Origin of the sequence: Sphingobacterium sp. InxBP1 (genome assembly GCF_026191775.1) — a bacterium.
Classification (GTDB): domain Bacteria; phylum Bacteroidota; class Bacteroidia; order Sphingobacteriales; family Sphingobacteriaceae; genus Sphingobacterium; species Sphingobacterium thalpophilum.
On the sequence record NZ_JAINDX010000043.1, the window covers coordinates 80,872 to 103,571 of the forward strand.

27 protein-coding genes are annotated in these 22,700 nt (G+C 43.7%); 8 read left to right on the plus strand and 19 right to left on the minus strand.

Features of this window, described 5'->3' with window-relative positions; genetic code table 11:
• Nucleotides 1-65: 65 nt before the first annotated feature.
• From K7A41_RS09845 to K7A41_RS09870, 6 genes are all read right to left on the minus strand, one after another.
• On the minus strand, nt 66-461 hold the full coding sequence (locus tag K7A41_RS09845) for a cytidine deaminase family protein (RefSeq protein ID WP_265713596.1): 396 nt from the start codon (nt 459-461) through the stop codon (nt 66-68).
• Nucleotides 458-1,084 (minus strand): GrpB family protein, encoded by a 627-nt coding sequence (locus K7A41_RS09850; protein ID WP_265713598.1) that lies wholly within the window; start codon nt 1,082-1,084, stop codon nt 458-460. Before K7A41_RS09850 ends, K7A41_RS09845 begins: the two co-directional genes overlap by 4 nt.
• Before the next feature lie 20 nt (nt 1,085-1,104).
• Nucleotides 1,105-2,244: an acyltransferase family protein gene (locus K7A41_RS09855; protein ID WP_265713599.1), complete on the minus strand. Its 1,140-nt coding sequence runs from the start codon at nt 2,242-2,244 to the stop codon at nt 1,105-1,107.
• A gap of 114 nt (nt 2,245-2,358) precedes the next feature.
• Nucleotides 2,359-3,144: a hypothetical protein gene (locus K7A41_RS09860; RefSeq protein WP_265713600.1), complete on the minus strand. Its 786-nt coding sequence runs from the start codon at nt 3,142-3,144 to the stop codon at nt 2,359-2,361.
• 258 nt (nt 3,145-3,402) lie between these two features.
• A complete protein-coding gene (locus K7A41_RS09865) occupies nt 3,403-3,852 on the minus strand; it encodes a GNAT family N-acetyltransferase (RefSeq protein WP_028068360.1) in 450 nt (149 codons plus the stop codon).
• Between the two features lie 240 nt (nt 3,853-4,092).
• Nucleotides 4,093-4,293 (minus strand): hypothetical protein, encoded by a 201-nt coding sequence (locus K7A41_RS09870; protein WP_265713601.1) that lies wholly within the window; start codon nt 4,291-4,293, stop codon nt 4,093-4,095.
• Nucleotides 4,294-4,591: 298 nt separating this feature from the next.
• Here K7A41_RS09870 and K7A41_RS09875 point away from each other — a divergent pair, with 298 nt between their 5' ends.
• Nucleotides 4,592-4,786 carry a YqaE/Pmp3 family membrane protein gene (locus K7A41_RS09875; RefSeq protein ID WP_028068362.1) on the plus strand — a complete coding sequence of 65 codons (195 nt, stop codon included), beginning with the start codon at nt 4,592-4,594 and terminating at the stop codon, nt 4,784-4,786.
• A 68-nt stretch (nt 4,787-4,854) separates the two neighbouring features.
• On the opposite strand, the gene K7A41_RS09880 is transcribed toward K7A41_RS09875, so the two are convergent.
• On the minus strand, nt 4,855-5,640 hold the full coding sequence (locus tag K7A41_RS09880) for an alpha/beta fold hydrolase (protein WP_265713603.1): 786 nt from the start codon (nt 5,638-5,640) through the stop codon (nt 4,855-4,857).
• A 10-nt stretch (nt 5,641-5,650) separates the two neighbouring features.
• Nucleotides 5,651-6,106, minus strand: a complete 456-nt coding sequence (locus K7A41_RS09885; protein WP_051606450.1) for an SRPBCC domain-containing protein — start codon at nt 6,104-6,106, stop codon at nt 5,651-5,653.
• A 270-nt stretch (nt 6,107-6,376) separates the two neighbouring features.
• On the opposite strand from K7A41_RS09885, the gene K7A41_RS09890 reads away from it, so the two are divergent.
• On the plus strand, nt 6,377-6,826 hold the full coding sequence (locus K7A41_RS09890; RefSeq protein WP_028068365.1) for a hypothetical protein: 450 nt from the start codon (nt 6,377-6,379) through the stop codon (nt 6,824-6,826).
• Nucleotides 6,827-6,980: 154 nt separating this feature from the next.
• Here the strand turns inward: K7A41_RS09890 and K7A41_RS09895 are convergent, their stop codons facing one another.
• The 3 genes from K7A41_RS09895 to arsC form a co-directional block, all read right to left on the minus strand.
• Nucleotides 6,981-7,412 carry a hypothetical protein gene (locus K7A41_RS09895; RefSeq protein WP_265713604.1) on the minus strand — a complete coding sequence of 144 codons (432 nt, stop codon included), beginning with the start codon at nt 7,410-7,412 and terminating at the stop codon, nt 6,981-6,983.
• Between the two features lie 205 nt (nt 7,413-7,617).
• Nucleotides 7,618-8,385: a DUF1266 domain-containing protein gene (locus K7A41_RS09900; RefSeq protein ID WP_265713605.1), complete on the minus strand. Its 768-nt coding sequence runs from the start codon at nt 8,383-8,385 to the stop codon at nt 7,618-7,620.
• Between the two features lie 340 nt (nt 8,386-8,725).
• A complete protein-coding gene (arsC, locus tag K7A41_RS09905) occupies nt 8,726-9,076 on the minus strand; it encodes an arsenate reductase (glutaredoxin) (RefSeq protein WP_265713606.1) in 351 nt (116 codons plus the stop codon).
• Nucleotides 9,077-9,223: 147 nt separating this feature from the next.
• Between arsC and K7A41_RS09910 the strand changes: the two genes are divergently transcribed.
• Together K7A41_RS09910 and K7A41_RS09915 are read left to right on the plus strand one after the other, a co-directional pair.
• Nucleotides 9,224-10,132 (plus strand): helix-turn-helix domain-containing protein, encoded by a 909-nt coding sequence (locus tag K7A41_RS09910; RefSeq protein WP_265713607.1) that lies wholly within the window; start codon nt 9,224-9,226, stop codon nt 10,130-10,132.
• An 81-nt stretch (nt 10,133-10,213) separates the two neighbouring features.
• Complete coding sequence (locus K7A41_RS09915; RefSeq protein ID WP_265713608.1) at nt 10,214-11,215, plus strand: aldo/keto reductase; 1,002 nt, start codon at nt 10,214-10,216, stop codon at nt 11,213-11,215.
• Between the two features lie 126 nt (nt 11,216-11,341).
• On the opposite strand, the gene K7A41_RS09920 is transcribed toward K7A41_RS09915, so the two are convergent.
• Entirely contained in the window at nt 11,342-11,707 is a 366-nt protein-coding gene (locus K7A41_RS09920; RefSeq protein ID WP_265713609.1) for a hypothetical protein, read from the minus strand.
• A 464-nt stretch (nt 11,708-12,171) separates the two neighbouring features.
• Here K7A41_RS09920 and K7A41_RS09925 point away from each other — a divergent pair, with 464 nt between their 5' ends.
• Complete coding sequence (locus K7A41_RS09925; protein WP_265713610.1) at nt 12,172-12,903, plus strand: 3-keto-disaccharide hydrolase; 732 nt, start codon at nt 12,172-12,174, stop codon at nt 12,901-12,903.
• A gap of 117 nt (nt 12,904-13,020) precedes the next feature.
• Here K7A41_RS09925 and K7A41_RS09930 read toward each other — a convergent pair whose 3' ends face one another.
• Together K7A41_RS09930 and K7A41_RS09935 are read right to left on the minus strand one after the other, a co-directional pair.
• Nucleotides 13,021-13,491 carry a hypothetical protein gene (locus K7A41_RS09930; RefSeq protein ID WP_265713611.1) on the minus strand — a complete coding sequence of 157 codons (471 nt, stop codon included), beginning with the start codon at nt 13,489-13,491 and terminating at the stop codon, nt 13,021-13,023.
• A 206-nt stretch (nt 13,492-13,697) separates the two neighbouring features.
• Nucleotides 13,698-14,297, minus strand: coding sequence for a nitroreductase family protein (locus K7A41_RS09935; RefSeq protein WP_265713612.1), 600 nt, complete (start codon nt 14,295-14,297; stop codon nt 13,698-13,700).
• Nucleotides 14,298-14,438: 141 nt separating this feature from the next.
• Between K7A41_RS09935 and K7A41_RS09940 the strand changes: the two genes are divergently transcribed.
• A complete protein-coding gene (locus K7A41_RS09940) occupies nt 14,439-14,738 on the plus strand; it encodes a winged helix-turn-helix transcriptional regulator (RefSeq protein ID WP_265713613.1) in 300 nt (99 codons plus the stop codon).
• A 67-nt stretch (nt 14,739-14,805) separates the two neighbouring features.
• On the opposite strand, the gene K7A41_RS09945 is transcribed toward K7A41_RS09940, so the two are convergent.
• Both K7A41_RS09945 and K7A41_RS09950 read right to left on the minus strand, forming a co-directional pair.
• On the minus strand, nt 14,806-15,714 hold the full coding sequence (locus tag K7A41_RS09945; RefSeq protein WP_265713614.1) for an NAD(P)/FAD-dependent oxidoreductase: 909 nt from the start codon (nt 15,712-15,714) through the stop codon (nt 14,806-14,808).
• Nucleotides 15,715-15,738: 24 nt separating this feature from the next.
• The gene (locus K7A41_RS09950; protein ID WP_265713615.1) at nt 15,739-16,335 is read right to left on the minus strand and encodes a class I SAM-dependent methyltransferase; all 597 of its coding nucleotides are present in this window, start codon (nt 16,333-16,335) and stop codon (nt 15,739-15,741) included.
• A gap of 257 nt (nt 16,336-16,592) precedes the next feature.
• Between K7A41_RS09950 and K7A41_RS09955 the strand changes: the two genes are divergently transcribed.
• Complete coding sequence (locus K7A41_RS09955) at nt 16,593-17,255, plus strand: DUF1349 domain-containing protein (RefSeq protein ID WP_265713616.1); 663 nt, start codon at nt 16,593-16,595, stop codon at nt 17,253-17,255.
• A gap of 65 nt (nt 17,256-17,320) precedes the next feature.
• On the opposite strand, the gene K7A41_RS09960 is transcribed toward K7A41_RS09955, so the two are convergent.
• Genes K7A41_RS09960 through K7A41_RS09970 form a run of 3 tightly spaced genes read right to left on the minus strand, consistent with a single transcriptional unit; the run spans nt 17,321 to nt 21,215 of the window.
• Nucleotides 17,321-18,103: a response regulator transcription factor gene (locus K7A41_RS09960; protein ID WP_265713617.1), complete on the minus strand. Its 783-nt coding sequence runs from the start codon at nt 18,101-18,103 to the stop codon at nt 17,321-17,323.
• Between the two features lie 57 nt (nt 18,104-18,160).
• Nucleotides 18,161-20,713, minus strand: coding sequence for a BamA/TamA family outer membrane protein (locus tag K7A41_RS09965; protein WP_265713618.1), 2,553 nt, complete (start codon nt 20,711-20,713; stop codon nt 18,161-18,163).
• A gap of 52 nt (nt 20,714-20,765) precedes the next feature.
• On the minus strand, nt 20,766-21,215 hold the full coding sequence (locus tag K7A41_RS09970) for a DinB family protein (protein ID WP_028068379.1): 450 nt from the start codon (nt 21,213-21,215) through the stop codon (nt 20,766-20,768).
• Nucleotides 21,216-21,329: 114 nt separating this feature from the next.
• On the opposite strand from K7A41_RS09970, the gene K7A41_RS09975 reads away from it, so the two are divergent.
• Nucleotides 21,330-22,634 carry an ATP-binding protein gene (locus K7A41_RS09975; protein ID WP_265713619.1) on the plus strand — a complete coding sequence of 435 codons (1,305 nt, stop codon included), beginning with the start codon at nt 21,330-21,332 and terminating at the stop codon, nt 22,632-22,634.
• The last annotated feature ends 66 nt before the right edge of the window (nt 22,635-22,700 follow it).

The following is a 22,700-nucleotide window of genomic DNA, read 5'->3' on the forward strand; positions in this document are numbered from 1 at the left end:
AGGCGATACTGATCATATCTGCCCAAGGGTTCGTGCAATACCTCTCCTTCTCCAGCATTATAACTTTACCAATTTCGCTTCTGATCTTCTTTCCAGTCAAAAGGCAACAATTCTTCTAGCTTCTTAAATACCCCTTTTTTGACTTCTACCACAGCCTCTAGGTTTTGCCTGGACAATTGGCTGATCAATTCCCTGCAACGGCCACATGGCGGTACAGGATTGCCAGCACTGTCGACAGCTACAATTGCCCTGATCACAGACTCATGATGTTTTAGCATTTCGGCAACTGCAGCATGCTCTGCACAAAATCCCATAGAACAGGCGGTATCTATGCTGATACCCGTATAAACATTTCCCGCAACGGTTTCTATGGCCGCTGCGACTCCTCCATATTCAATAAAATCGTTCAGCACTCTCGTACCTGCAATTTCTTTTGCGATTTCTTTAAGGTTTTTATTCATTTCACTTTCTCCATGCGCCCGTTTCGGTTCAGCTCATCGCCATACCAGGCCAATGCAAGTTGTTGTTGTGTCTTTAGAAACTGGTCCTTTTCTTTATTATAATCATTTCCATTTTTCCAGTCCTGCTGGACTAGCTGTTCTTTCAGCTTTTGATAAGCTGACCGTATTTCCGGATGTGCTTTTAAATAATCACGAAAGGCAATATGCCGAACCCAATCTGCGGTACCTTTTACAAATGCATGCACCTGTGCCAGCCGGAGACCGTGGTCGTGCAGTATTTCCGGAATCTCCTCATCCACCTCGACCACAGTGGGAATACCAAATTGTAGGGCTGGCTGCTTCAGGAATACAAAAAAGCGACGTCCCGGCCAATCTCTGTTATACTTCTGATAATAAACCACGTGCGGTAAGCGAAGCAGCTCGGGAACACGGTTCAGATCAGCCTCACTACGCAGACCAAGCTGTATATCAATGATCGGTTTTGCGGAAAGTCCTTCTACAGCTGTACTGCCAATATGTTCAATACGTGGTTTCAGTGGTTGTAGAACATCGCTTAATTGTTTTTTGATGCCTTCAAATTGATCTTTCCAGATCTGCTGGTAAGGCTGAAAGGGTAGTTTCATATGGATAGTAGCCAGTATTGTTATTTACGTTTGTATGTCAGGAAACGCTGGGTTAAATATTTTCGTACAGGAATATCATAATATCTCAAGCAGCCATAGGCCAGCACAATACTCCCAAATACCACAGCGGCAGCTCCCGGAAGAGACTGTTCAAAAGTAAGCTGTTCATTCTTTACCCACGCATAATAGACATAAATAAAAGGATAATGTACCATATACAGCGGGTATGAAATATCACCAAGAAATTTGCATAACCAGTTCGTCAGCCTATCGCTGGCAGTTCCGCTGGCCCCCAGCACAACGAGCAATGGAAATACCATGACACAGCAGAAAGTATCGTACAGCCCGTTCATCCAAAGGTTCTCGGCTCCACCGATACGCGGAATGGCTAATAATGCGACAAGAATAAGACCACAAGTCCAGAAGGCGCCCTTAAACCGGAAGGGTTTAAAAACTCGGGACAACAATAGGCCCGCAGAAAATGAAAACAGAAAACGTAACGATCCAGCGGTAAACTCAGTTGATGTCAGTGAAAAGCCAGCACAGATATCACCTAATGGGCCCCATACGGCGAAAATCGCCAATCCACATGCGGCCATTGCGACTACACCACCGAGTAGCCCTGTGGAAAGTCTCCGGAGAACCAAAGCATAAAGGATATTGCCGATATATTCAAAAAGCAAGGACCAGCTCGGGCCGTTCAATGGAAACATCTCCCCCAGTCCCCGCACTTCCTGACCCGGAAGTGCGGGAAGCAGCAGCGCATTCAACAACGTAGCGATAAAAAGTGACGAAACTGTCACCTGCGTCACGTCCCATACCGAACATTCCTGGAAATAAAATAGCCCAGCACCCATAAGCGCACCCGCTATGACCATAGGGTGAAGACGTATAAGTCTGCGCTGGATAAAATCCTTAGTCGTCATCCTGTCCCATCGGTCATCATAGGCATAACCAACAACAAAGCCTGAAAGTATAAAGAAAAAATCTACCGCCAAGTAGCCATGGTTGATCCGTTGATCCAAGTGGCTGCTCGCAAAAGCTTCGAAGATATGAAAACACACAACGGTGATTGCGGCGATTCCACGGAGACCATCCAATACCGGATAGTGTGGTTTGCTGTCTTTAAAAACAGGGGTTGAAACAGACGAATTTGTCATAAAAATTTGTTTGACCGAACCTGATATCTCAAGCAGCTAAGATAACAAATTTAAACAAGAGAACAGAGCTCAGCAAAGCATGAAACAAACCATCAGAACGCGCTGTATAAGTTGCTAATGAACCACCGGTATGTAATCCCGCAGATAGGCTTTTTCTTCACGCATGCGCTGTATATATGTTTTACTGTAAATCTCGAGAAGGATATCAGAAATATTTACACTGGTATTCTCCTCCCCGGCTTCCTCACCAAAAGAGAATATCTGCTCCTCTTTCCGCTCTTTTTTTGACAGAAAATAATAAAAATCTTCGCTTTCCCAGCCACTTATACCGGTACTAACATCTGCGGTCACCGGCAATGGCTTGTATTGCTCTTGAAGAAAGCTACGGATTTTTGCGTAATCCGTCTGATTCTTTGAAGACTTTGTAGCATGTAAATAAGCAAATTGGCCATCCTCGCTCTCCGCCATGCTGACTGCCGGAAAAGCAACACCATTAAGTACAGCTAAAGTATCTTTATCTTCATGATATGATACCGTAGTATACCTGTAACCAAAATATTTGTGCGGTTTACGATTTCTGGTCTCCCAGTTCGACGTCGACTCTAAATAATAAGCGGTGGGCAGACTTCCTTGCGTATCAAAAAACGCCAGTGTATCCTTTTTGAATGTCGCTGTCTCAAATACTTCTTTCAGCTCGCTTTTATCCAGGCTCTTGACATCTAAGGCGAGTATCTCCGCTGTTTTTTTTACCTTAGGGATATAAAATGCTGAAACATTGAACGTCTTGTCCAACTGCTCCAATGCAATGATTTTTGGTCCTTCAGATTGGCAAGAAATAAATAAGGTAAAACCTGATAGCAGGGCAAATATATTTTTACAGGTAGCGTCAATTAATTTCATGTGTATTTATAGCCATTGCATTTTCGATCTTAGTAGCAAGACCAAAGTTTTTCAAACTTAGGCAAATTGTAAATTAAATGCAATATTGTGCTGGCTGCCAGAAACCCATAGGAATATTTACAATCCGTGGACCTTGTGTTTATTAAACGTGATGGGGCCGTTTTAACGATTTCTTATGTGTTGGAATAAAAAATGTCCAGGACTGAATCAAAGATTACCCTCCCGGACATTAAGGATCTTAACCCCAAATTCTCCGCCTTACGAGTTCCACCAATGATAATAATTATGTATGTTGTCGTATTCAAAGCCACAACGCGGGTACAGGTTGTTCCCAATATCATTTGTTTTCTCGGTTTCAAGCATAAGACCGCATGCTCCTGTTTCAGCACACCATTGTTTGCTACGGTCAATAAGCGCGACTGAAAGGCCTCTCCCCCGATAATCAGCATGCACAAATAAATCGCTCAACAGCCACTGTAATTTGAGTCTGGTGTAATGGAATAATTTATAAAGCTGTACAAACCCTACTGCTTTACCATCCACAAACAGCAGAAAAACGTGCGATTCATCCCTTAAAAACCTTTCTTTTAAAAAGGCTTTACCCTTTTCAAAATCCGGTTCCTGGCGGTAAAAAATCCGGTAAAGATCAAATAGTTCGGCTGTCGCGTCCAAATCGTCAAGACTTGCTTTTTTAATTTCGTATTTCATTGTCTTACTTTTTGATTATACGGACAAAAGTAAGTTCCAAGTCATTTCCCTTAATCATCCAGATTAAAGATATGAAGTAGTCCAGCGAATAAATTATTATAAAATAATCAAGAAAAGATAAATAGTTGGAAAATAACTGTCTTCGAGTCTTGGGATTCACAGATAAGCCTGCCAATACGATACACCTAATATATTATGCCAGACAGTACATTCGGAAGATTCTATTGGCAGACTTCAATATTAAACACCCAATAACTTATCAACATGTTCGCGAATATCCTCTGGCAACATGAGATAAATGGGGGTTTTTAGGTTTTCCCTGTTGGGTTCACCATCCACGAAAATGTTTTTAAATCCTTCATTGAGCCATTTGCCTTCCTCTGCCAGATATCCCTTATAGCTGTCATCCAAAATCTCAATAATGCTTTTGTTGTTTTCCATGTGTTCCGTCATTTATGCTAATTGTAAACTGCATCTAAAAAAATATTCGACAGGGAAACATCAACATTGATGCCACTCCTATTTTAGAAATCTCAAAGATGGACAGAAACCAAAAATTTTAAGTTTTCTTAACGTTTTGGTTCCTGGAAATCCAATATCGACTTAAACGTCCCTGCATGAGACCTTTCTACATTTGTTTTATTTCGGATTATTTTTAACTTTTGTATTGGAGATGACATAGAGCCTAAGCGAAAGGCTAACGTGTAAATCCACCAATAGACATGATAAATCAATACATATGATCTTAATCGCCGTACTGCTACCATGGTTATCGTTCTTTTTACGTGGTAAAATCTTGAGCGGAATAATCTGCCTGATTCTTCAGCTTACTATTCTGGGATGGTTACCTGCTGCTATTTGGGCGGTAGCTTCGCGTGTCGATGGCAAAAATAAGCAACGTATCAGGAGCCTCGAACGTAGAATGGGCCGTTAAAAACGGAATCTTTCATTTAGCCGTGGACAACAGCTCCGGATCAACGATCTGCTGGACAAACAGTGCGCTCATTCAGTATCTAAAAAGGCCTTAATTTGTCCCAGGGTAAAATCAATCAGTACTTCATCCACATTACCAAAGAAGTCCCGCATCATATAATTCCCGTGATTGGCAGGTAGGATCATCAACCGGCAATTGGGAATCTCTTGATGCATTGACGCCAGATGCTGCGTTGTGACCACATCCTGGTCCCCGCCCAACAAAAAGACTGGGCACTGTATTCCCGCCAGCACCCCCTGTTCAAAATCCTGAAAGTGGATCATGCGTTGGCTGTCCTTTTCATACATGTTTTTAAATTTATCAGGATCTGGATTAAGCTTTAAAAAGTTATCTTTCAAAAATTGAGGCACAGCATCTATGGTAGACGATTCCATGCTCTCAAAGAAGCCGTCTATCAGTCCGTCCCGTTTAGTATTGCCTGAAGCCGCAATCAGCTTATCGACTTTGTCCGGAAACAGAGCAGCTAATTTCAATGCCGTGGTCGCTCCGTTGCTGAAACCAAAAATTGAAGCTTTCCCGATAGACAAGTGGTCCAATAGACTTATTATATCCATGACGTCCTGCTCGAATGTTTCTGGTACTGTTCTATGGGCTGATCTCCCATGATTTTGCATGTCCGGTAAAATCAGCTGATAGCGATCCTGCAAGCGTCTTACAGTTTCCTCAAAATCAGAAAAACCAGAAGAGCCACCTCCATGGATAAGTACCAATGGCCTGCCATTTCCATATATCTCATAGTAAAGTTTTATTCCATTTATGGGCGCGTAGCCCATCTTCGGCTGTAATGCATGCATAACTTTTGTTTTAATATTGATCAGCTCCCAAAGATAGCTGTGTTTTTTCGACAAATTTTTTAAAATTCATGAGGACGGCATCAGTAAAGGCTTGTTGCAAATCAAAAGGCACCATCGTATCCGGCTCAAATGTCTCTCGTACGATTGTATTGTCGTCAATGGCCTGAAACTCAACAATGCAATTTCTGCCATTGCCTGTACTTTCGATACATTCCAATGGTATAATACGATGATATATTCCCCGATAATTAAAGCCCTCGTGATTATTCCGTTGCTCCATTCTGAAATCGAAGAGTCCGCCTTCCGTAAGGTCGTTGATGACCAGCGGACAATGCCAGTCATCAAAGGGAATGTTCCATTGCCTGATAGACTCGGGCTTACCCCAGTGCCCCCAAACCTCCTCGATAGGCCGCTCCACCAAAACGACCGAAACAAGTTTTTTAGTACTTAGATTTACTTCCTCCATAATCCCATGATATTCAGTAGGTATTTACCTCAGCAATGCGGTTATCTCGACGAGCGATGGTAAAAACTCACGGACAATATTAAAAAACTGCAGGCTGAAAACACTTGCCCTATGACAATATTTTCGTCCGGCAAGTATAGCAATAGCTTGAGTCTCTTAAATCAGGTCTATGCCATGCGCCTATCGACATGCAGAGCCGAGTATTTACGGGAGCATAAGTATGGTATATTTATTGCACGTGTTGAGAAAACATATAAAAAACCGTTTCGAATGAAAAAATTAGCACTAGTGGCATTGAGTCTGATGATTCTTACCTCAGCTTGTAACAATGCAGAAAAATCAGGTTCCTCCGATCACACGGACAGCGTAGCCAATGAGGATGCCCACAGCATAGGCGGCGATAAGGACGAGCATGGATGTCTTGTCGGCGCAGGTCAGACATGGAGTCAAATCAAACAGGGCTGTATTCAGGTCTTTAATGTAGGGCTCCGGCTGAATCCTGTGGACATGAAAGAAGGGGAAGCGGTCATCAGTGCATTTGTTGTTGCTAATGATGACCAATCCAAAGTGGAGCTTTTCTTGCCCGATAATACAAAGAATACCATTATTATGGATAAAACGGACAACAATATCTACCAAAAAGACAGCTATAAATATGATGCCAACAAGGCTGATCTGTATGTTAATGGCGAAGTAAAATATAAAGGAAATGTGGAATAGCATTTCTGCAGCCTAATCCATAGCTACGTTCATGCCTCCGCATGAACGTAGCTATGGATTTATCTGATCACCTACAAATTAGCCACCAATTTTATCCCCAATAGACCTGCTTACATTGGGAATATCGCGTACGCTAATACATAGGATTGGCTATTCAGGGATTGATCACTGCAATTTCCGCTGTGTACGGTCCAGTGTATGTATTTCCGATCATTTTATTTTCGTTGACGGTCATATAATACCTACCGCTATCTCTGAACCGATACTTGAGTTCCCGTCCATATGGGCCGTCTACTGACCCATCGGGACAAAAGAGCTGACTGATTCGGATATTGGCTGTATCAGATGCTGTCTTGATTGTGATACGGACAGAGTCTGCGGCATGCACGTTGATATGGAGGGTATCTGTATGTCCCGAACTAAATTTCATCTGTTTGACAAGCTGCCCGTTATCAAAATAAATTTTCTCTGCTCCGTTTTGTGAGCCAGTACCTTCAGGCGTGCCTCTGCGATCCGCAGTTGGCCGACAGGCGTTCTGAACACTGCATAGCGTCATGAGCCCGATAATTGACAGGAATTTATGCATAGCTGTTTATTTTTTAGAACAATCGGGATCAAAAGCAGTTTTTACTACTGTACACAAGCTGATTCCTATTGATGCTTCCGACCCAGAATGCCGGACTGCCCACTTCGAGATAAAATATAGGTACCTGCCTATTACCCTCTTTAGAGAGTACAATTTCGTCTGCTTTCCACGAAGACATCACAGCGGGATATCCTGCTGGTGGACGCTACCTATACCCCGACATGGGGCGCTCAATCCACCGAACGTTATTCCATGGGCTGCCAACTTTGCCCCTTAAATAACCAATATATCTTTTAAGATAAGACCTTCCGATTTTGTTATTCAGGCCCACATTATTTTCACCTTCCAGAAAACACTGGGAGTATGTTTCCCAGCTATTAAAGCGCAATCCTGCACAATCTGAAAGCTTCTCCAACATCGTTAATGCCGCTGATTTCGAAAGAAGTCCAGCGTCAGTTGCAGCTGTGATCAGATGGCTGGCAACAGCAATGGCCAATGCATCCGCTCCGGGCTTACGAATATCCCACATAGCAGGACCGATTTGCTCGCTTGCGCTTTTCAGTGCGGTGCTAGACACAGGTATATCCAGCAAGTTAAAATAAAAGGCTAAAACCGCAAGGCAGCTTCCGGCATCCTCTATTCCAAAATCCCTTTTCAATAACTTCAAAAATTCACTTTGATATTCTGGCTGTTTAGGATAGTCTCCAAACTGATAGAGATGCACAGGGTATGTGCCATCGTCATTTTTACTCCCAAATACCGTAAACCAGTCACCGAAGACAATAGTCCTGAATGGAGCCCCTAATGCTGTACCAAACTGCTCATCATACGGAACCGTTTTTAATAGCTTCTGATCAACTATTTTCGCACTATCGTGGGCTGCCAGTACAGCATTATGCGCCATCTCTTCTTTTGCTTCATCCAGCCCTTTTCTGGCACTACTCCATAGTTCTCTAAAAAATTTAAACATCATGTTAACGATTAATTGCTTGTTTACACAATCCTGGTCCATGCCTTGTACAGTAGGCACCATGGTTCCCATTTATACTGTAAATCTGAAAATAATTGTTTGCTTGCCGGCAACCGGATATATATTGGTGTGATAGCCTCCCATATTTGCTGGATCCGGCTCTATATTTGAAAAGAAAACTCAACTGATTATTGCCACAATAGCCAAAAGCAGGCTAAGTGTCCAGGCTTTGCACTATAATGAAGCCACTTCACGTTTAAGAAAACAGTCTGATTAAATCAAACAATGCCACAAATGTATTCAGTACATGTTTCATGTTCTTGGTCAAACAAATATTGCACCATTACCAATCTCGTAGAAGCTCGACTACCTTTTCCAATGGGCGTCCTATCACGGCTTTGCCATCTTTTATGACAATGGGCCTTTCGATCAATACGGGGTTGTTTACCATCACCTCGATCCACTCATCGTCGGTCAGCTGAAGGTGCTGGAATCGTTCACGGAATAGGGATTCGTTTTTCCGGATCAATTCCAAGGGCTTCATACCGAGCATAGCCAGAATTTCCTTCAGTTCAGCTTTGCTGGGAGTGTCGTGCAGATATTCCTGTACCTGCATCTCCTGCGCATTTTTTTGCAAAAAATCCAACGCTGCACAACTCTTGCTACATTGTTGATAATGGTATATTTTAATCATATTTACTGTCATTGTGGCCGTCTTTCCAAAAGTACAACCTGTAAAGTCAAGCAAAAATACGAGTAAATCAATACACTCTTGCTCTCTCAATGTAATTTGATCCGGATACAAGCCCAGAATGTAGATGATTTTTAATAATTTAGTATCATGAAATCAGCGGAAAGCGTCATCGATTTTTATAAAAGGCATCCGGAAATGGTAGAGGTCGACCCCGCTCTAAACAATATGGGCTTTGGACACTTTAACGTCTTTAGCCGGGCCGCCTGTACAGTGGCGTCTCCCTACAATCGCCGTGATTTTTATAAGACCTCACTGATTATTGGGAAAGGAAAGCTGTACTATGCCGATAAATGGATACAGATAGACCGGCCGGCAATGTTATTTGCCAACCCGGTGGTACCCTACTCCTGGGAACCTGAATCTTCAGAGCAATCGGGATGGTACTGTGTATTTACCGAAGAGTTCATCCAGCATAGTGAGCGCATCGAAAGCCTAAAAGACTCTCCTCTCTTTAAAATTGGGAGCAATCCAGTTTATTTCCCAGATAGGGAACAGCTGGTAGAAATTTCGGCAATTTTCAAAAAAATGATGGTGGAGGTCAGCTCATCCTACGTGCATAAGGATGATGTATTACGCAGCTATCTCCATTTATTGATCCACGAAGCGATGAAGTCAAGTCCTGCTCAGGAGTATGGTACTTATACCAATGCGTCCTCTCGTGTATCCAGTCTTTTTCTGGAATTGCTGGAACGCCAATTTCCGGTAAACACGACCACCCCCGGCCTGCAGCTGAAAAGTCCGGCTGACTATGCCCATGCTCTTTCGGTACATATCAATCACCTCAACCGTGCGGTTAAAGAGACCACAGGCAAAACAACCAGCGCGCATATCGCTCACCGTGTCGCACAAGAAGCCAAGTCATTGCTCTTACACACCCACTGGAACATCGCCGATATTGCTTACAGCCTAGGTTTTGAATACCCATCCTATTTCACTAGTTTCTTTAAAAAGCATACGGGAATATCGCCCAACCAGCTACGGACCAATACTGTTTGAAAAGTGTAAGAATCTGTTTGATTGTCTTAATTCAATCCCGCAGAGCCGTGACTACTTTTGTATGGAACAAAGAGAATAGTCATGAAATATAGAAATCTTGGAACAACAAACGAAAAGTTATCGGCCATAGGCTTAGGCTGTATGGGCATGAGTTTTGCATATGGTCCCAGCGACGAAAAGGAAAGTATTGCCACATTGGAGCGTGCGCTGGATCTAGGTGTGAATTTTTGGGATACTGCAGATATGTATGGTAACGGCGCCAATGAAGAGCTCATAGCAAAAGTGCTGGTTCCTAATCGTGATAAAGTATTTATTGCGACCAAATTTGGTTTCCGTTTTAAAGATGGAAAAGCCGGGCCTAGCGGTACCGCGAACACCTATTTTGACGGCTCACCCACCTGGATAAAAATAGCTGTGGAAAATAGTCTACGCCGTCTTCGTGTGGACACTATTGATTTATATTATGCGCACCGCATTGATCCCAATATCCCAGTCGAAGATACGGTAGGCGCCATGGCTGAATTGGTTAAAGAAGGTAAAGTGAGATACCTGGGATTAAGCGAAGCATCGCCAGAGTCCATCATCAAAGCAAACGCCGTACATCCCATTGCAGCGCTCCAGAGCGAGTATTCGCTGCTCACCCGCGATGTAGAAAAAGAAATATTACAAACAGTACGTCACTTAGGTATTAGCCTGGTCCCTTACTCTCCGCTAGCCAGAGGTCTATTTTCCAATGCACTGGATCTGCACAGCCTCGCGGCCGACGATTTTAGACGGACATTGCCTCGCAATCAAGGAGAGCATGCGGTCAACAATGCACAGCTAGTTTCGGAGTTTGCTCTACTGGCTAAAGACAAGCGGTGCTCACCTATACAACTCGCTCTGGCTTGGGTATTGGCTCAGGGAGATGATATCATTCCGATTCCGGGGACAAAGAAACGAAAGTACCTGGAAGAGAATGTCGGAGCTATAGAGCTACAACTATCAAATACGGATCTGGCAGCCATCGACGCTATCCTCGAAAAGTATCCCAACATCGGGGCACGCTATAGTGAAGGTGCCATGGCCCTGGTCAACAACTAGGACGATCCGGCTCACAACAGTACCGCTACAGCGCAGAGCTTGCTGTAGCGCTGTTTCGCTCTCAGGATGACATAACAGCCAGATCCCAAAAAAGAGCACGACTAAAATAAAGCGTCATATATCAATTTAGATAAATTGGTGTTGCTGTTTCCACTGGATTTCCAAAAAAGATAGCGGGAGACGGTTTTCAACCAGCGTCCATTCGTGTGGGGAACAGATTCGTCTCATTCCGGCCAGAGAACGAACAAACAGATTCTCTATGATATATCTGACATAATGATTGCCTCTGCGATATAAGGTACCTACGAAGTAAATATGGCGACACAATTCATCTACCCGATGGTCGGCAGTCAACGACCTGAGATAATTGATGATTGCCTGTAGGGCCCCTGCAAAATTGTGTTGACGGATCAGCTGATTAAGCTCTAAACGAATCTCCCGGTAATGGAAAACCAGATACATACCAGCGCGGTAACGGTTTAACTTTTTCATTCTATAAGTAATTTGTCTTTACCAATTACGAGGAACCTGTTGTACAGTATTCCCCGCCGTCTGAAATATATTCTTTTCCCCCTGCTCATGTTATTACGCTGTTTGATTCTTGTATGCCAAACAGTATTCCATTATTTTGACAAACGCATCAAATCCATAAATATCAACCACTTAAAAACATATCAATTAAAACGAAGAAAACAAAGTCCTATCAAAATGATATGCGACTTTATCAAAATGATAAATAACGGAACAAAAAGATATTCCCTAAACGGATTAGAGTAAATCAATGCCGGGCTTTTTACCCCCTTTGGCAGTATGGTCAGGAAAATGACAGTTAAAGGGTAAAATCAGGAATGTAACAAATATACCATGTGCCGCAATTCATCTGGGAAAAACAAACTTTAACCATTATTTTCGTAAATATCTGTAGAAGAGTTAATGATAAAAAACAACTATATACAATGACAAACTTAAACCTGTTCAAAAAAGTTCTGCTTGCAGCTTGTCTGGGCTGTCTGTTTTACTCCTGCAAAAATGATACGAGTACTCCCAACACCCTGACAAACGAAGAAAAGAATGAAGGATGGGAGCTACTATTTGATGGTTCCACACTTAATCATTGGCATACATACAATAATGAGAAAAAAGCACCAAATGCCTGGGTGGTCAAAAATGGTACAATATATTGCGATCCCGGTAGTGAAAGCCAGAAATATGACCTCGTTTCTGACGCGGAGTACAAAAATTATGAATTTAAATTTGAATGGAAGCTGGAAAAGGAAGGTAATAGTGGCGTTTTCGTCAATGTTCAGGAGCGGCCGGATATCAATGCTACTTATCATTCAGGGCCGGAGTACCAGCTCTTGGCTGATTCACACCCCGACTTTGATAAACCGCTAAAACGCGCTGGCTGCCTGTACATGTTTTTACCGCAGCAAAACTTTGTCAATACAAAGGCCGGAAACGACTGGAACCAATCGAGTATCATCCAAAAGGACGGCAAAATCACCTTTTATCTCAATGGAAAGGTTACCGCCGAAATGGATTTCACTTCAGCAAAGTGGAAAGATCTGGTCAAACACAGCACCTTTAAAGATTATCCGGAATTTGGTCAGCATGTAAATGGTAAGCTGGCCCTTCAGGACTGGTCGCGCGGAGTCTCCTTCAGAAATCTGAAAATCAAGAAATTATAAAAAAAATATTTTTTTCAAAGTCCTTGGTCCACGCTAAGGGCTTTGGTTTTCCCGTCGTTCTGGCACTGTTATGCCTCACTCGGCCCCAATTGGATACAGCAGCGTGTGATAACCTATCTACCGGAACTCCACGCGGGTATCAATCCAAAAATACGACCGATTTTTACGAAAAAGTTCTTCGGGCAACTGATGATTGTAAATCAGCTCTTCCAGTGTATTGAAATTGTAACGCAACAAATCGCCATCCTTCGACTGAATCGGCCGCAAGATGGCATCTTCATCGTCGATAAAGATGTCCGATTCAAAAAGACTGACTTGATGGGTGGCCACCCAAGACATCGCCTTCATTCTATCCATCCTTTCCAGCGCCTTGGACGCCTCCTGATATTGTTTCATTTCCCAAGGCAAGTCTTCAGGATAGTGGGAAGCGATATAATCCTGATAGATTTTAATATCGCCTACACGAAGACACTCGTTGCGAAGCAGCAGTCTTGTTGTATCCCGGGCAAAACTAATATACTCGGGGTGCATAAACAATCCGTACCGTTTACTATACAATTTTATCTTTTCTGCCAATTCCTGCCTCATGATATTATGAGCAACAAAAATCATCCCAACATACTCATTATAACTATGTTGTCGCTCACTTTATCTTATTTTATCATCGAAAGGGCACATTATTTTTAATTCTGCCCGCGACGATGGGTGTGCTCTACCTCATCGCTTATATGTAGCTGAAGTGTCCCTTATCTGCTCAAAAGCTGGGATATTTTCACTCCCAGCTTTTTGAAGCGTTACAATGTCTGGATGACCTCTTCCATTTTCAAACGTGATTTGGCGGTGATCGCAGGCTGGTTTGTGTCCGCTGCATGCCGGTAACCTATGGCTACAGCAAACATCGTTTTATAATCTTGAAGCCCCAAAATCTCGTCATATACAGTATTCTCAATCCCCTCCATAGGCGTTGCATCGATTTTATTCGCGGCACATGCGGCAAGAAAAAAACCTAAAGAAAGATACACCTGCTGTTTCATCCAGGACTTTACATGTGCATCACCCTGAGATTTTAGAAACTGATGGTAGTAATGTATAGAGCCTTCGGGCAGTGTACTGGCGATCTGTTCTTCAAAGCGTTGTACATTTTCGAGAGTGCTAAATACCACGAGATGACTGGCTTCATTAATTTTCTGCGCATTCCAATACGATGCAGCTGCAAGTTTCTGTTTCGTTTCACCTTCCGAAATAAAGAAAAATTTCCATGGCTGACTATTGATGGAAGACGGACTCAATCGCAGTATCTCCTTCAGTTCGGCAATCTGTTGTCCTGAGATCCTTTCTGCTGAATTATACTTCTTTGTTGTGTAACGCTGTTGTGCTGTTTCTAAAAATGTCATAACCTACTTTGTTAATTAACTATATTTTTTATAGTTGCAAACTTAAATATAGTGCTCTATATTTGCAATAACGGTCAATTTTGATAGTAACAGATGTATTTGATAGACAACAAACAATATCCCTGCAGTACGAGCCTGACAATGAAATATATAGGCGGAAAATGGAAAGCAGTAATTCTAATTCATTTAATCGAAAAAAAACGTTATAATGAATTGAGGAAGGAATGCCGTTTAATCACTGAACGCACATTAAGTCTACAGCTGAAGGAACTGGAGGCCGATCGTTTGGTCAAACGGACGGTTCACACAGATAAAGCTCCTTTGAAAGTAGATTATGAGCTGACAGAATTTGGGAAAACATTGATCCCGCTACTGCAGTCCCTAGCGGCGTGGGGACGGGACACGGCTGCACGGACAGCGGCAGTTCGACAGGTAAAATAATGGTAGCCCACCCGCTGCCCTCACCAGATCCAGTCCCCATAAAAATCGGTGTATGGGCCTATTTGATCTAGAAGATTTCGTCTACCAGCTCCTTATTGGCCATCGCTCCGGCAACATTGCCTGTTGCCACCGCATTGGCCACCGACCGCATCATACTGGAATTATCACCACAGGCAAAGATGCCCTTCACGGTTGTCTTTTGAAAATTGTCAACGACGATGTGCCCCATTTCAGTCATCTCGCAGCCCAACGTGGCTGGCATAGCTGAATGCTGTCTGAAAGGGACTGCAGCATACACCGCATCAAAAGCCTGTGACTCGCCATCTTTAAAAACCACCTGTTGCACCCAGCCACTCTTGTGCTGGATTTTGCTGATCTCTTTTTCCAGAAGGGTGATGCCTTTTGTTCGCAGCTTTTCGAGCTGTTCTGCATTAAAACTCGTTTCTCCTGTAGTCAGTATCGTCAACTCTTTCGTTAGATTATGAACGAGAGAGGCGAGGTGCATGGCTCTCTCGCCATTGGCAATAATTGCGGTTTTCCTGCCCCTGAACTCGTAGCCATGACAGTAAGGACAGTGAATCACCGAAATGCCCCAGCAAGCCGCAAATCCTTGGATACTGGGCATGATATCCTCGATACCGCTAGCGAAAATAAGTTTGCGGCCGCTAAACAGTTCGCCATTTTCTGTCTGTATCTCAAAACCCGCCAGAGTTTTTCTTCCACTCACGGCCAATCCCTTCTGTAATGTCACAGTAGCATAACGCTTGACCTGTTCCTTCGCCTTGTTCGCTATAACTGCTGGCTTTTCACCGTCTTGTGTTATAAAATTATGGGAATGAGGCGTCTGTCGGTTGCAGGGCGCGCCGCTGTCCAATACTAATACGCGCCGCAAGGAACGTCCCAATGCCATGGCCGCAGAAAGACCTGCATAACTGCCACCAATAATAATCACGTCGAATTCTTTATCGTCTTTCATCTTACTATACTTGTATATTCGTTTTTATTTTTTGCAGCTGATCAGGTGGAATGGAAAATTCTCCTCGACTTCACTGATGTCCATCAATCCATAGGCACCAAACTCTGTCCGGATGGAATTTTCATCATAGAAGAACATGCTAACGCCATCAAATAATGAGAATCGATCCACACCTAGCTGTACCCCCTGCCCGTAAATAGCTGCTGCCTTTGACACTGCCGAGAAAATCATATACCCCCCATCGGCCAGTTGCCCAAAACAATCTTGGATAAACTTCGCCCTTTCATCCCTGTCAAGCAAGTGAATCAATGCATGGCAAAAGATTCCGTCATATTGCTTATTGTCAAACGGCATCGCTGTGACCGACCCTTGATAAATTGTCGTTTCATCTCCAAAATGCTTTCGAGCCAGTGCAATTGCTGTGGGCGATATTTCGATACCAGTCACCTGTATGCCTTTGTCCAGAAAAACAGCGGCATTTCTACCATAACCAAATCCGGGAATCAAAATGTCCTTTATATTTTTTTTATAAAAGAAATCTTTCGCAATAATGGCAGAGCGGGCAGGGCTTCCCCCCCACATCTCACCTTTTTCTATAAAATGACGTTCCCAAAATTCCATACAAATACCTTTTAATGGCGTTTTATTTCCGCTCCGTAACGTAGCGTACGCCAACCCCTGACGTAATAATAGTACGAAGATATCATTTTTTATTATTGCAACTATGTAGCAATAATATTAAATGCAATTAAATTGCAAATAAATTACAATTGTTTGTGATGCTCACGATAATGGTTATTTATCAGTATTGAAAATCTCGCTTCTTACGGGATATCTTTGTATCGGAAGTACAGCGCTTCTGCTTATATAATATTCGCATGAAAAACATAAAGATCTTTTTTGCCGCAGTATTGCTCCAGGTAACGGCTGCTCCTGCAATGGCTCAACAGCTTGATAAAATGACCTGGTATAATGAACCTGCCGAATGGAGCGTGACTGCAAACACGCTCTCCATGCAGGTCACTCCCAAAAGTGATTACTGGCGCCTGTCACACTATGGCTTCACCGTAGATGACGCTCCATTTCTATACACCGAACGTGGTGGCGAATTTGAAGTAAAGGCTAAGATTACAGCAAAATATCAAAACCGATTCGACCAAGCTGGCATCATGCTGCGCATCGACCATGAGAACTATATTAAAGCAGGAATTGAGTATGTTGATGGGAAGTACAATCTAAGCACAGTGGTCACCCACCGGACAAGCGACTGGAGCATCATTCCGATCGAGAAAGAAATCCCTTATATTTGGATCAAAGCAGTGCGCAGACTGGACGCCGTCGAGTTTTTTTATTCTTTTGACGACAAGAAGTACACAATGATGCGGAATGCCTGGTTACAGGACAACCACCCCGTGCGGGTAGGGGTCATGGCGGCTTCGCCGGATGGCAATGGTTTTCAGGCCACATTTGAACATTTCAGCATAAAACATCTCCCCCACCAACGCCGCACAAAGTGGTTGAAGGAAAACAGCGCCGACTGAGTATCTTATGCTGAGTATCTTATGCTATCTGCCCGAATTTCAACTGGCAGATAGCATAAGATACCTTATCGTGACGACATCCTGCTAAATACCTGCACTGCCTCATGCGAATTGCGCACCTGTAATTTCTGAAGAATATTTTGCCGATGCCGGTTGACCGTATGGATACTGAGATCCAGTTTCGCGGCAATATCTTTACTGATCATCCCCTCCTTTATGCAGTTCAATATCTGTTTTTCCCGGTTACTGATCGTTTCTTTCAGCCCCTGCTCATTCATGGGATAACGCATGCCTGTCAACTGATTAAAAATATAGCTACCGTTATTTTCTGCGATTTCGGTATCCGGAAGCAAAGTATAACAACACAGGGCTAACTGCGGAAATACCGCACCGGGAGCATTCAGATATACGATCTGATGTGACATGGCTAACGTTTGCCCCCCCTTTCCGCCGATCCGTAATACGGTATTCGCCCGATAATTAAACCGCTCTTTCAAGGGAACTCTTTTCAGCAGATCCAGAAACTGCAGTTCGAGCGCATGTTTGACAGCAAGATCCTCGGGGTGTACGCGTTCTAGCAGAAAATCTTCCCAGATACTATTGATTTCCAGCTTTCTTTCCGCTTCTGAAAGATGCAAACGCTGTGCGATTTGGCCCATAAAGGTGTAGCTCCAGTTCGCGGTAAGGTCACTGAGCACCGCTATTCCGTTGTGAATCTCAGCATAAGTCTTCGCATATTGTTTATAGTGGTGCAGGATGGAAAGTTCGACACGGCTGTTTCGTTGTTCCTGGCTTGCTAGATATTTGTTCAATTTTTTTTTAGCTTCCGATTCCATATGCCTATTCATTCAATATCTTTTTTAGTATGACTGTTCCACAACAACAGGCTGCAGGCCTGTTATTAGTTAGAAGGAAAGCCCGACCCGAATATAGGGTAAAGTCGCTTCCCTGCTAAACCCGAGCACACCCTGAATCATCAATAGATCACCGGGCATAAAATAGACCCCTCCTCCATAGCCCATATGCCAGGTGTCCGAACGATCGCCGGTCATCCAGACACGGCCTATATCGTAAAAACCGATCGCTCCTACCGTACCCGGAACAAGATAGGAGGAATAACTGAATAGCTTCAGGCGCACGTCAAAATTATTATAAAGAGTCGTCTTTCCTGTAAAACGTCTTGAGTTGTACCCCCGAAGGCTCATTTCCCCGCCAATCTGTGCATGCTGATAAAAATAGGGATTCCCCCACACCGCATCCAGTCCCAGCCTGTTGGCAAAGGTAAGATAGTCGCTCACAACAGTTTTATACACAGCCATACTGTGCTGTAGTTTGGTATAACTCCGCTGTTCGCCCCCCAGTTCGGTATTCCAGACCAGACGTGAATGAATATGCACGCCTGACTTTGGCGCGGAGGTCTGATCCCGTGTGTCGTAATCCATGCCAGCAGCGACGCCTGTAAAAAAATTGCTCCCATAGATAGGCTCAGCAGGGTATTTCGCATTAAATTCCTCAAAAAAACGACCGACGTTATTAATTGCCTTGCTATGATAGTACCCGGAAGACCAACCGTAGAACAATTTTAACTCTGGCTTCAGAAATTTCTCCAAAAGAATGTCAGCCTGTACAATATCAAATCTATTGCGATAGTAGGAAATACCTCTTTCTTCCGATTTTTCAAAGACCGTGCTGTTTCCATAGCCAAAAAAGTTACTGAGGTTTTTGGGGCCGAGCGATGAAAGATGAACAGAAAGATCCTGTCCTCCGATGAGATCCTTATAATTGCCCTTATAATCAAACATGAACGACTCCCGGCCGGTCAGATAACTTCCCATTATCTGATGCCTATAGGCATACGGTTCCTTTCTAAACCCCTGATTTTCGATCAGATATCCTAAGCCAAAAATCAGTCCCCGATCCACTCCATAGTCGATGTTAAAAACGACGCCTTTGCGGTCATAGGCAAAACCATTATATTCAAATTGATGCACAGTACTATCGTTGCTCAACTTAAGCCTGAGCGAATTGGCCACTTGACCTAATTCCGGTCTTTGGTCCTTCGAATCATAAATATATACCTGCCGACCGTTATCAAATTTTTCACCGACACGATAACGGTCCTTGTCCTGCCCTCCGATTAGTCTTAGCCGAATAGGTGAACGTCCTGATCCATGCAGCTTATATTCATCCTCCCCCCCTATTCCATAAACCCTGATCTCCTTGGTTTCTTCGGGCCGGAATGTACGTTGTATAAGCCTCCGGCCTACTGTACCATCCTTTTTCTTGTTACGGATATCTACCTTAACCGAGCCATCGTGCTGATAATCGATATCGATAAATTCTGATTTTGCGGACAAGGGCAGATCAACGACCTGGGCCAATGCACGGTAATAGGTGATGCCGCTCTGCATAAGATCATCCCTGCGCGAGCGGATGTTTTTTTCCAGTTGCGCAGCACTCAGTTTGACAATGGTGTCCGGCATCGCCAGCATAGCCTGATGAATCAATGTATCTGAAAGACTTAGCTGTACCAGCCTGATTTGCTCTTTCCAGTCCCCCTCACTGAGATGATTCAAAAAAAAGCGGTCAAAATGACGCGCATTAAAATTCCAATGAGCTATGTTCCGGATATGCGGTCCGAAGGGCTGCAAGTGAGCTTTCAGCCATTGGTAAGAAAGTAATACAGGAAAGACGCCTGAAGTTTTATAATATACCTTGTCACGGTCCCGTGGAACAGGTGTATAGATCCTTTTGCCTTTTTCCTTCTCCGGATCCCATCGCCAATTATCTTCATGCCGATCCCAATCCCCCAGTACAAAATCAAGCAACCGCGCCCGTAACGTTAATAGCTGGTCAGTCTGTGTATCATTGTCCGCTAATGTTTTTCGGATTACTTTTGCGGTGTTATCGGTTTTCTGATCTTCAAAAGGGGTCCGTGCTTCAAACATATAGGCTCTGTTCTTAAAAACGTCCCGGTATTCACCAAACGCGGCATCGTCCCCCACATAAACAAGCTCCGGAGCTACATGGGGTATCCCCAGTGCCCTATTGAATACCGGAACCGTCAGCGCTCCAAAAGGATGTGCGATAGAAATCTGATCTTGGACGATGTCCTTTGCAAATGTTTTCCTGAGGCTTTCGGGCAAGCTTCGTTCGGGATATTTCTGAATAGACCTGAGCACCCATTCCCTTCCTGTAGGATCAGCCATCCGAAGGGACTGTGTCTGCATGCCTCCCCCCAGCTTGATTACCCGGAGTCCACCTTGCTCACTTTGCAGATCCATGATCCGCATACGGACAGGCGTATTGTACAACCTGCGGTAACTATCGCCCAGCCAAAACCGGTGAACCATACTAACCTGGTCGTATTCCGGCGCGATCACCACCGTTATGCTGTCTTGCTGCGCCTGTGCATTTAAAATGCCACAGCAAGCGATCAATGTCAAAATTCTTCTCATGCCAATAATTTTACGCCACTGCCGACTCCCACAGCCTATCACGCTGCCGACTTCAGATGATGTCCAGCAACCGACGGTGGTAATTGATCTGCCCTAAATGGTAAGTCAGATGGGTAGTTAAATGAACTAATAAATAGCCTGTTGTTGTTTTCTCTTCGAACACCAATAACGGATAAACATCCGCCAAGACATCATCTGTTAGCTGATCCAGCGCGCTGTCAACGACAGCGATCGTGTCGTCTATTTTGTTCAGAAGCTGCTCACGCGGAACATCCTTCAGCGAAAATTCCTGTTCCCGATTTCGAACATAACCCGTTTTTCCGATCTCGGCACCGATATACGTCTGCAGGTTACCAATTAAATGCAGACATAAATTTCCGGCGGAATTCGCAATACGATTTTCCACCCTCCAGATATTGCGCTCATCCTGATATAGGGCAATTTCCGCCCGAAGTCTTTTTAAGTCTCTGTCAAATAGAAGCTTTAGTGTTTTTATAAGCATAAGTTCCTTACTTTACATATTCTTGTGGATAATGGGTTCTCTCCGGCATTAAACGAGATAAGCAGCCAGAATTCATTTTATTCGTTAAATTTAACGCACCGAAACGATTAAACCATGAAAAAAGACACAAAAATCACCAACCTGAGTATCGAGTCTGCCGGACTACCCAAAGATCCGAAACATGCGATTGCAGAATATGTGTGGAACGGATTTGATGCAGGGGCTACGGCGATAGACATCGATGTCGACAGCAACGATCTGGGTTATATTCATCAGATCAGCATCCGGGACAACGGCGCAGGTATTGCATACAATCTGCTGGAATACTCCTTCGGAAATTTTCTGGATTCCGTAAAGAAAAATAACCTTAAACGGAGTTCCTATACCAGAGGAAAAAAAGGTAAAGGGCGCTTCTCTTTTTCGCTCTTCGCCACACGGGCAGTCTGGACAACAGTAGTCAACGAAGACAACGCCTTAAACAGCTACCAGATTCAGATCGACAGGGACAGCAAAGAACACTATAATATCAGTGAGCGCACAGCCGTGAAAAACCGGGACACCGGAACAGACGTCAAGTTACAGGGAATTTTTGGAGTACACGCCGCCATGCTGGAATCCGAAGACTTGCTTGATTTTATGGCGCAGGAGTTTGGCGGGTTTCTCTATCTAAACCGTCATGCAAACTATAGCATCCGGATTAACGGTAAAGCCTTGAAATATGATCACCTGATCCAGGAAACCGACCAGCTTACCTGGACAATGTACAGCCCTGACGACAACGACTCTTATGTTTTTGAGGTGGACTATATCCGCTGGAACCGGCAGATTGGCGACCGCTACTATTACTATTTTTTAAATAGTGAAAAAAAAGAAGTTGCGAAATTACTCAGCAGCTTCAACAACAATGCTATTGGTTTTCACCACTCGGTTTATATCAATTCTAATTTCTTCGATCAGTTCAAACAGGATGACATCAGCTTATCCATGGATGAAAACCTGTTTACCGGGAGAGCCAAACAGCTTGTTTACCGCCAGGTATTGGCTGAACTGCGCGAGTTTCTAAACCGAAAACAGAAAAAATATGTTCATGAAAACGCAGTAGCAAATCAGCTTGACGAATTGGAAAGAAAGGGCTACCTGCCAATATACAATCAGACAGCAGCGGACAAAAGACGGAAAGAAACTCTTCTGAAACTCATTCAGGAAATCTATACAGCCGAACCCCGTATTTTCTATGGTGTTAAATCCGAATTGGTACAGTCCTACTTAGGTTTTCTGGACCTGGTTCTTCAGACACATAAGCGCGCCGATGTTCTTACGGTCATACAGAATACCGTTCAGCTGTCAGAAAAAGAAAACAAGCGCATTCGTCAGATCCTCGAAGAAGCATCCATCCATACACCCCAGATAACCTCGTAGCGATGGATTTTTAATTAATGACTTTCAGATGTCATTAATTAAAATAAAAAGTTTCAATTTTGCTTA

Excerpts from the sequence above, each read along its gene's own strand:
- K7A41_RS09855 (WP_265713599.1), bottom strand. The coding sequence starts at position 2,244 with ATGACAAATTCGTCTGTTTCAACCCCTGTTTTTAAAGACAGCAAACCA.
- K7A41_RS09915 (WP_265713608.1), top strand. The coding sequence starts at position 10,214 with ATGAAATATAGAAATCTTGGAACAACAAACGAAAAGTTATCGGCCATA.
- K7A41_RS09885 (WP_051606450.1), bottom strand. The coding sequence starts at position 6,106 with ATGGAGGAAGTAAATCTAAGTACTAAAAAACTTGTTTCGGTCGTTTTG.
- K7A41_RS09955 (WP_265713616.1), top strand. The coding sequence starts at position 16,593 with ATGAAAAACATAAAGATCTTTTTTGCCGCAGTATTGCTCCAGGTAACG.
- K7A41_RS09920 (WP_265713609.1), bottom strand. The coding sequence starts at position 11,707 with ATGAAAAAGTTAAACCGTTACCGCGCTGGTATGTATCTGGTTTTCCAT.
- K7A41_RS09875 (WP_028068362.1), top strand. The coding sequence starts at position 4,592 with ATGATCTTAATCGCCGTACTGCTACCATGGTTATCGTTCTTTTTACGT.
- K7A41_RS09860 (WP_265713600.1), bottom strand. The coding sequence starts at position 3,144 with ATGAAATTAATTGACGCTACCTGTAAAAATATATTTGCCCTGCTATCA.
- K7A41_RS09935 (WP_265713612.1), bottom strand. The coding sequence starts at position 14,297 with ATGACATTTTTAGAAACAGCACAACAGCGTTACACAACAAAGAAGTAT.
- K7A41_RS09865 (WP_028068360.1), bottom strand. The coding sequence starts at position 3,852 with ATGAAATACGAAATTAAAAAAGCAAGTCTTGACGATTTGGACGCGACA.
- K7A41_RS09970 (WP_028068379.1), bottom strand. The coding sequence starts at position 21,215 with ATGCTTATAAAAACACTAAAGCTTCTATTTGACAGAGACTTAAAAAGA.
- K7A41_RS09950 (WP_265713615.1), bottom strand. The coding sequence starts at position 16,335 with ATGGAATTTTGGGAACGTCATTTTATAGAAAAAGGTGAGATGTGGGGG.
- K7A41_RS09975 (WP_265713619.1), top strand. The coding sequence starts at position 21,330 with ATGAAAAAAGACACAAAAATCACCAACCTGAGTATCGAGTCTGCCGGA.
- K7A41_RS09870 (WP_265713601.1), bottom strand. The coding sequence starts at position 4,293 with ATGGAAAACAACAAAAGCATTATTGAGATTTTGGATGACAGCTATAAG.
- K7A41_RS09900 (WP_265713605.1), bottom strand. The coding sequence starts at position 8,385 with ATGATGTTTAAATTTTTTAGAGAACTATGGAGTAGTGCCAGAAAAGGG.
- K7A41_RS09930 (WP_265713611.1), bottom strand. The coding sequence starts at position 13,491 with ATGAGGCAGGAATTGGCAGAAAAGATAAAATTGTATAGTAAACGGTAC.
- K7A41_RS09960 (WP_265713617.1), bottom strand. The coding sequence starts at position 18,103 with ATGAATAGGCATATGGAATCGGAAGCTAAAAAAAAATTGAACAAATAT.
- K7A41_RS09940 (WP_265713613.1), top strand. The coding sequence starts at position 14,439 with ATGAAATATATAGGCGGAAAATGGAAAGCAGTAATTCTAATTCATTTA.
- K7A41_RS09895 (WP_265713604.1), bottom strand. The coding sequence starts at position 7,412 with ATGCATAAATTCCTGTCAATTATCGGGCTCATGACGCTATGCAGTGTT.
- K7A41_RS09910 (WP_265713607.1), top strand. The coding sequence starts at position 9,224 with ATGAAATCAGCGGAAAGCGTCATCGATTTTTATAAAAGGCATCCGGAA.
- K7A41_RS09850 (WP_265713598.1), bottom strand. The coding sequence starts at position 1,084 with ATGAAACTACCCTTTCAGCCTTACCAGCAGATCTGGAAAGATCAATTT.
- K7A41_RS09945 (WP_265713614.1), bottom strand. The coding sequence starts at position 15,714 with ATGAAAGACGATAAAGAATTCGACGTGATTATTATTGGTGGCAGTTAT.
- K7A41_RS09890 (WP_028068365.1), top strand. The coding sequence starts at position 6,377 with ATGAAAAAATTAGCACTAGTGGCATTGAGTCTGATGATTCTTACCTCA.
- arsC (WP_265713606.1), bottom strand. The coding sequence starts at position 9,076 with ATGATTAAAATATACCATTATCAACAATGTAGCAAGAGTTGTGCAGCG.
- K7A41_RS09965 (WP_265713618.1), bottom strand. The coding sequence starts at position 20,713 with ATGAGAAGAATTTTGACATTGATCGCTTGCTGTGGCATTTTAAATGCA.
- K7A41_RS09845 (WP_265713596.1), bottom strand. The coding sequence starts at position 461 with ATGAATAAAAACCTTAAAGAAATCGCAAAAGAAATTGCAGGTACGAGA.
- K7A41_RS09925 (WP_265713610.1), top strand. The coding sequence starts at position 12,172 with ATGACAAACTTAAACCTGTTCAAAAAAGTTCTGCTTGCAGCTTGTCTG.
- K7A41_RS09880 (WP_265713603.1), bottom strand. The coding sequence starts at position 5,640 with ATGCATGCATTACAGCCGAAGATGGGCTACGCGCCCATAAATGGAATA.